Source organism: Aneurinibacillus tyrosinisolvens, from assembly GCF_001015055.1.
Classification (GTDB): Bacteria; Bacillota; Bacilli; order Aneurinibacillales; family Aneurinibacillaceae; genus Aneurinibacillus_A; species Aneurinibacillus_A tyrosinisolvens.
In genome coordinates this window covers 1-3,106 of the sequence record NZ_BBWZ01000096.1, presented here as the reverse complement: position 1 = coordinate 3,106, position 3,106 = coordinate 1, and the positions used below count along the sequence as shown (strand labels likewise).

Genomic DNA, 3,106 nt, shown 5'->3' with positions numbered 1-3,106 from the left:
ATTCAGTTTTGAAGGTGTAAAAAGAAAGAAGCGTTCCGTAATATTTAGCCCAGTAGGCTCTCTGTTTCGGAACCTTTTTTATGTCTTGGCCCGTTGGAGAAGCGGCTTAACTCACATGCCTTTCACGCATGCATTCAGGGGTTCGAATCCCCTACGGGTCACCATCTATGCATCGCTAACAACCGCAACGTCCTGTGCGTCGGAGGATTAGCTCAGCTGGGAGAGCATCTGCCTTACAAGCAGAGGGTCGGCGGTTCGATCCCGTCATCCTCCACCATATATTCTATACACTAATGATTGTCGCGGGGTGGAGCAGTTGGCAGCTCGTCGGGCTCATAACCCGAAGGTCGCAGGTTCAAGTCCTGCCCCCGCAACCATAATGTTAATCCGTGCTACGTCGAGATACTTCTTTGTTCGGATTAGATCAGGTGTACCCGCAAGGGTGCAACCATAATGTTCATTCTTACTACGCCGAATTAACTTCTGCGCTAGAATGAAATCAGGCGTACCCGCCAGGGTGCAACCAATTAATGTTAATACGAAGTAACCTATTATGGAGCCGTGGTGAAGTTGGAGTTCACGCTGGACTGTCACTCCGGAGGTCGCGGGTTCGAGTCCCGTCGGCTCCGCCATTTATAAACAAAATGTGGGGGTATAGCTCAGCTGGGAGAGCGCCTGCCTTGCAAGCAGGAGGTCAGCGGTTCGATCCCGCTTACCTCCACCATAATTGTTTACGATACATAGTGAAGGCTCGGTAGCTCAGTCGGTAGAGCAGAGGACTGAAAATCCTCGTGTCGGCGGTTCGATTCCGTCCCGAGCCACCACTTTAACATTTTAATATGGAATGTGCCGGTGTAGCTCAATTGGTAGAGCACCTGACTTGTAATCAGGGGGTTGAGGGTTCAAGTCCTTTCGCCGGCACCATTTTTATGTGTAAATCACACCACGTAAGTGGTTTGACATAGATGTTTGTGGAGGGGTAGCGAAGTGGCTAAACGCGGCGGACTGTAAATCCGCTCCCTGAGGGTTCGGCGGTTCGAATCCGTCCCCCTCCACCATTCTTTATTGGGGTATAACCAAGCGGTAAGACAACGGACTTTGACTATGGCGGTGTAGCTCAGCTGGCTAGAGCGTACGGTTCATACCCGTAAGGTCGGGGGTTCGATCCCCTCCGCTGCTACCATATTTATTCTTAGGATTATCGCGGGGTGGAGCAGTTGGCAGCTCATCGGGCTCATAACCCGAAGGCCGCAGGTTCAAGTCCTGCCCCCGCAACCATAATACTCATTCTTACTGCGTCGAGTTATCTTCTGCGCTAGAATGAAATCGGGAGTACCCGCCAGGGTGCAACCAAATAGGGGCATAGTTTAACGGTAGAACAGAGGTCTCCAAAACAACCTCCAATGTGGGTTCGATTCCTACTGCCCCTGCCAGAGGTTTATTTGTCTCAGTAGCTCAGTTGGATAGAGCAACGGCCTTCTAAGCCGTGTGTCGGGAGTTCGAATCTCTCCTAGGACGCCAGAAGTTCATATCGATTATTGCGGAGGGATACCGAAGTGGTCATAACGGGGCGGTCTTGAAAACCGTTAGGGTGCAAGCCCACGCGGGTTCGAATCCTGCTCCCTCCGCCAGTTTTCTTATCATGATGGCGGCCGTGGCGAAGTGGTGAACGCATCGGATTGTGGCTCCGACACTCGTGGGTTCGATTCCCATCGGTCGCCCCATCTTTAATTAAAAAATGGAGAAGTACCCAAGTGGCTATAAGGGGCTCCCCTGCTAAGGGAGTAGACGGGTCATACCGTGCGAGGGTTCGAATCCCTCCTTCTCCGCCATACATGGGCCTATAGCTCAGGGGATAGAGCACTGGTTTCCGGTACCAGGTGCCCAGGTTCGAATCCTGGTAGGCTCACCATATGCAGTCGTGGTGGAATTGGCAGACACGCTATCTTGAAGGGGGTAATGATCTCCGGTCCTCGGCGCCACTACATACTTCATGAATCCAAAGGGAATCCTTGAATAAGGGTTGCCTTTTTTATTTATCCTGAAAGTTAACTTTACCCTTTATTAATACGGCAGTTTATGTAGGTAAAAGAAAAAGCCCTTAAAAAGGGCTTCTAATTTCTAGTATTCGTCTGTGTATTCTCCTACAAAGGCATAGGGAGATTGATGAACCTTAACTATCTCTCCCGTTTTCAACTGGTATGTTCCTCGGGTGTGAATGGCTTCTCCATTACCTGTATAAATAGCTGGAATCCATCCGAGTTCAGGATGAAATAGTTCAATTGCTTTTCCCGCTATCAATGGTAAAGCGTCCCCATTCTTAACAGTTATTTTTCCGCTGCCATTAACGAGTTCGAATTTACCTTGAATGCTATCCATGGAAAACCAGCCCCTTTATAGATGATAATATGCTTCCTGTATGCAGGAATTTTCATTATAACACGTATCTAATGACAAAATAAAACCAGTATTTCCCTAATTGTTCTCAAAAATAATAAGGCTGATACCAGATAAGCATTTTTGTTGACCTGGTTAAATCCGCTGTTGATGTTTATTCACAGAATAAGGTTCGTCTTTTTTAAAATATACAGGAAACTATAGAATAGGTAGCAAAACGGAGGTGTTTATAATGGAGGACGCAGAGAAGAGAATTAAATTATTTCAGGATTACGGCTATCCACCGGATGCTATTCCTATTTTATTGGGAAATACAGAAAAAATGAGTTACGAGAAGTTAGAAAAAATCATCATGCCATACAAAGAACCTGCTGTCGATTATCCGATATCCTTTTCCGGCCGCTCGCAACAATAAGATGTATATGAGAAGGAAAATCTGGACCAGTTTTGCGAAGATAATAAGTTAAATAACTTGAGTCTTGCAAAAAATATGTCGAATGATTTGTCAAATAATGGCCTAGTTTTGGAATGTCTTCTAAATAAAGAATGACACCCCCATTTTTGTGGAATGGGAAGGTTACCACACCAAATCCATTCACAAAAAGGAGATGTCTTAGGGTCATGGTATCCTTCTATTCGTCTATCGTCAAGTTCGTTCTTGCTCTGGGTCTTTGCTTATCGAAACCGCAGCTGCATCACCTCTTTTCGA

Annotated in this window: 2 protein-coding genes, 15 tRNA genes and 1 pseudogene; 17 read left to right on the top strand and 1 reads right to left on the bottom strand. The window is 46.7% G+C overall.

The genetic code is table 11. The features are described from left to right. Positions 1-87: 87 nt before the first annotated feature. From MBEAL2_RS28405 to MBEAL2_RS28330, 16 genes and pseudogenes are all read left to right on the top strand, one after another. Positions 88-164 (top strand) — tRNA-Glu (locus MBEAL2_RS28405). Between the two features lie 37 nt (positions 165-201). Next, positions 202-277 (top strand) — tRNA-Val (locus MBEAL2_RS28400). A 24-nt stretch (positions 278-301) separates the two neighbouring features. Then, positions 302-377: transfer RNA gene (locus tag MBEAL2_RS28395), tRNA-Met, on the top strand. Between the two features lie 178 nt (positions 378-555). Further along, positions 556-632: transfer RNA gene (locus MBEAL2_RS28390), tRNA-Asp, on the top strand. A 16-nt stretch (positions 633-648) separates the two neighbouring features. Further along, positions 649-724 (top strand) — tRNA-Ala (locus MBEAL2_RS28385). A gap of 24 nt (positions 725-748) precedes the next feature. Then, a tRNA-Phe gene (locus tag MBEAL2_RS28380) sits at positions 749-824 on the top strand. A 24-nt stretch (positions 825-848) separates the two neighbouring features. Further along, positions 849-924, top strand: a tRNA-Thr gene (locus tag MBEAL2_RS28375). 49 nt (positions 925-973) lie between these two features. Beyond that, positions 974-1,058, top strand: a tRNA-Tyr gene (locus MBEAL2_RS28370). A 48-nt stretch (positions 1,059-1,106) separates the two neighbouring features. Then, positions 1,107-1,183, top strand: a tRNA-Met gene (locus MBEAL2_RS28365). A gap of 19 nt (positions 1,184-1,202) precedes the next feature. Continuing rightward, positions 1,203-1,278 (top strand) — tRNA-Met (locus MBEAL2_RS28360). Between the two features lie 78 nt (positions 1,279-1,356). Beyond that, positions 1,357-1,433 (top strand): annotated as a pseudogene (locus MBEAL2_RS28355). Between the two features lie 11 nt (positions 1,434-1,444). After that, positions 1,445-1,521 (top strand) — tRNA-Arg (locus tag MBEAL2_RS28350). A gap of 21 nt (positions 1,522-1,542) precedes the next feature. Beyond that, positions 1,543-1,631, top strand: a tRNA-Ser gene (locus MBEAL2_RS28345). A gap of 17 nt (positions 1,632-1,648) precedes the next feature. Further along, a tRNA-His gene (locus tag MBEAL2_RS28340) sits at positions 1,649-1,724 on the top strand. Positions 1,725-1,740: 16 nt separating this feature from the next. Next, positions 1,741-1,832 (top strand) — tRNA-Ser (locus MBEAL2_RS28335). A gap of 5 nt (positions 1,833-1,837) precedes the next feature. After that, positions 1,838-1,912, top strand: a tRNA-Arg gene (locus MBEAL2_RS28330). A 209-nt stretch (positions 1,913-2,121) separates the two neighbouring features. On the opposite strand, the gene MBEAL2_RS28325 is transcribed toward MBEAL2_RS28330, so the two are convergent. Further along, positions 2,122-2,379 (bottom strand): hypothetical protein, encoded by a 258-nt coding sequence (locus MBEAL2_RS28325; protein ID WP_047155534.1) that lies wholly within the window; start codon positions 2,377-2,379, stop codon positions 2,122-2,124. A gap of 250 nt (positions 2,380-2,629) precedes the next feature. On the opposite strand from MBEAL2_RS28325, the gene MBEAL2_RS28320 reads away from it, so the two are divergent. Further along, complete coding sequence (locus tag MBEAL2_RS28320) at positions 2,630-2,812, top strand: hypothetical protein (protein WP_047155533.1); 183 nt, start codon at positions 2,630-2,632, stop codon at positions 2,810-2,812. Positions 2,813-3,106: the final 294 nt, after the last annotated feature.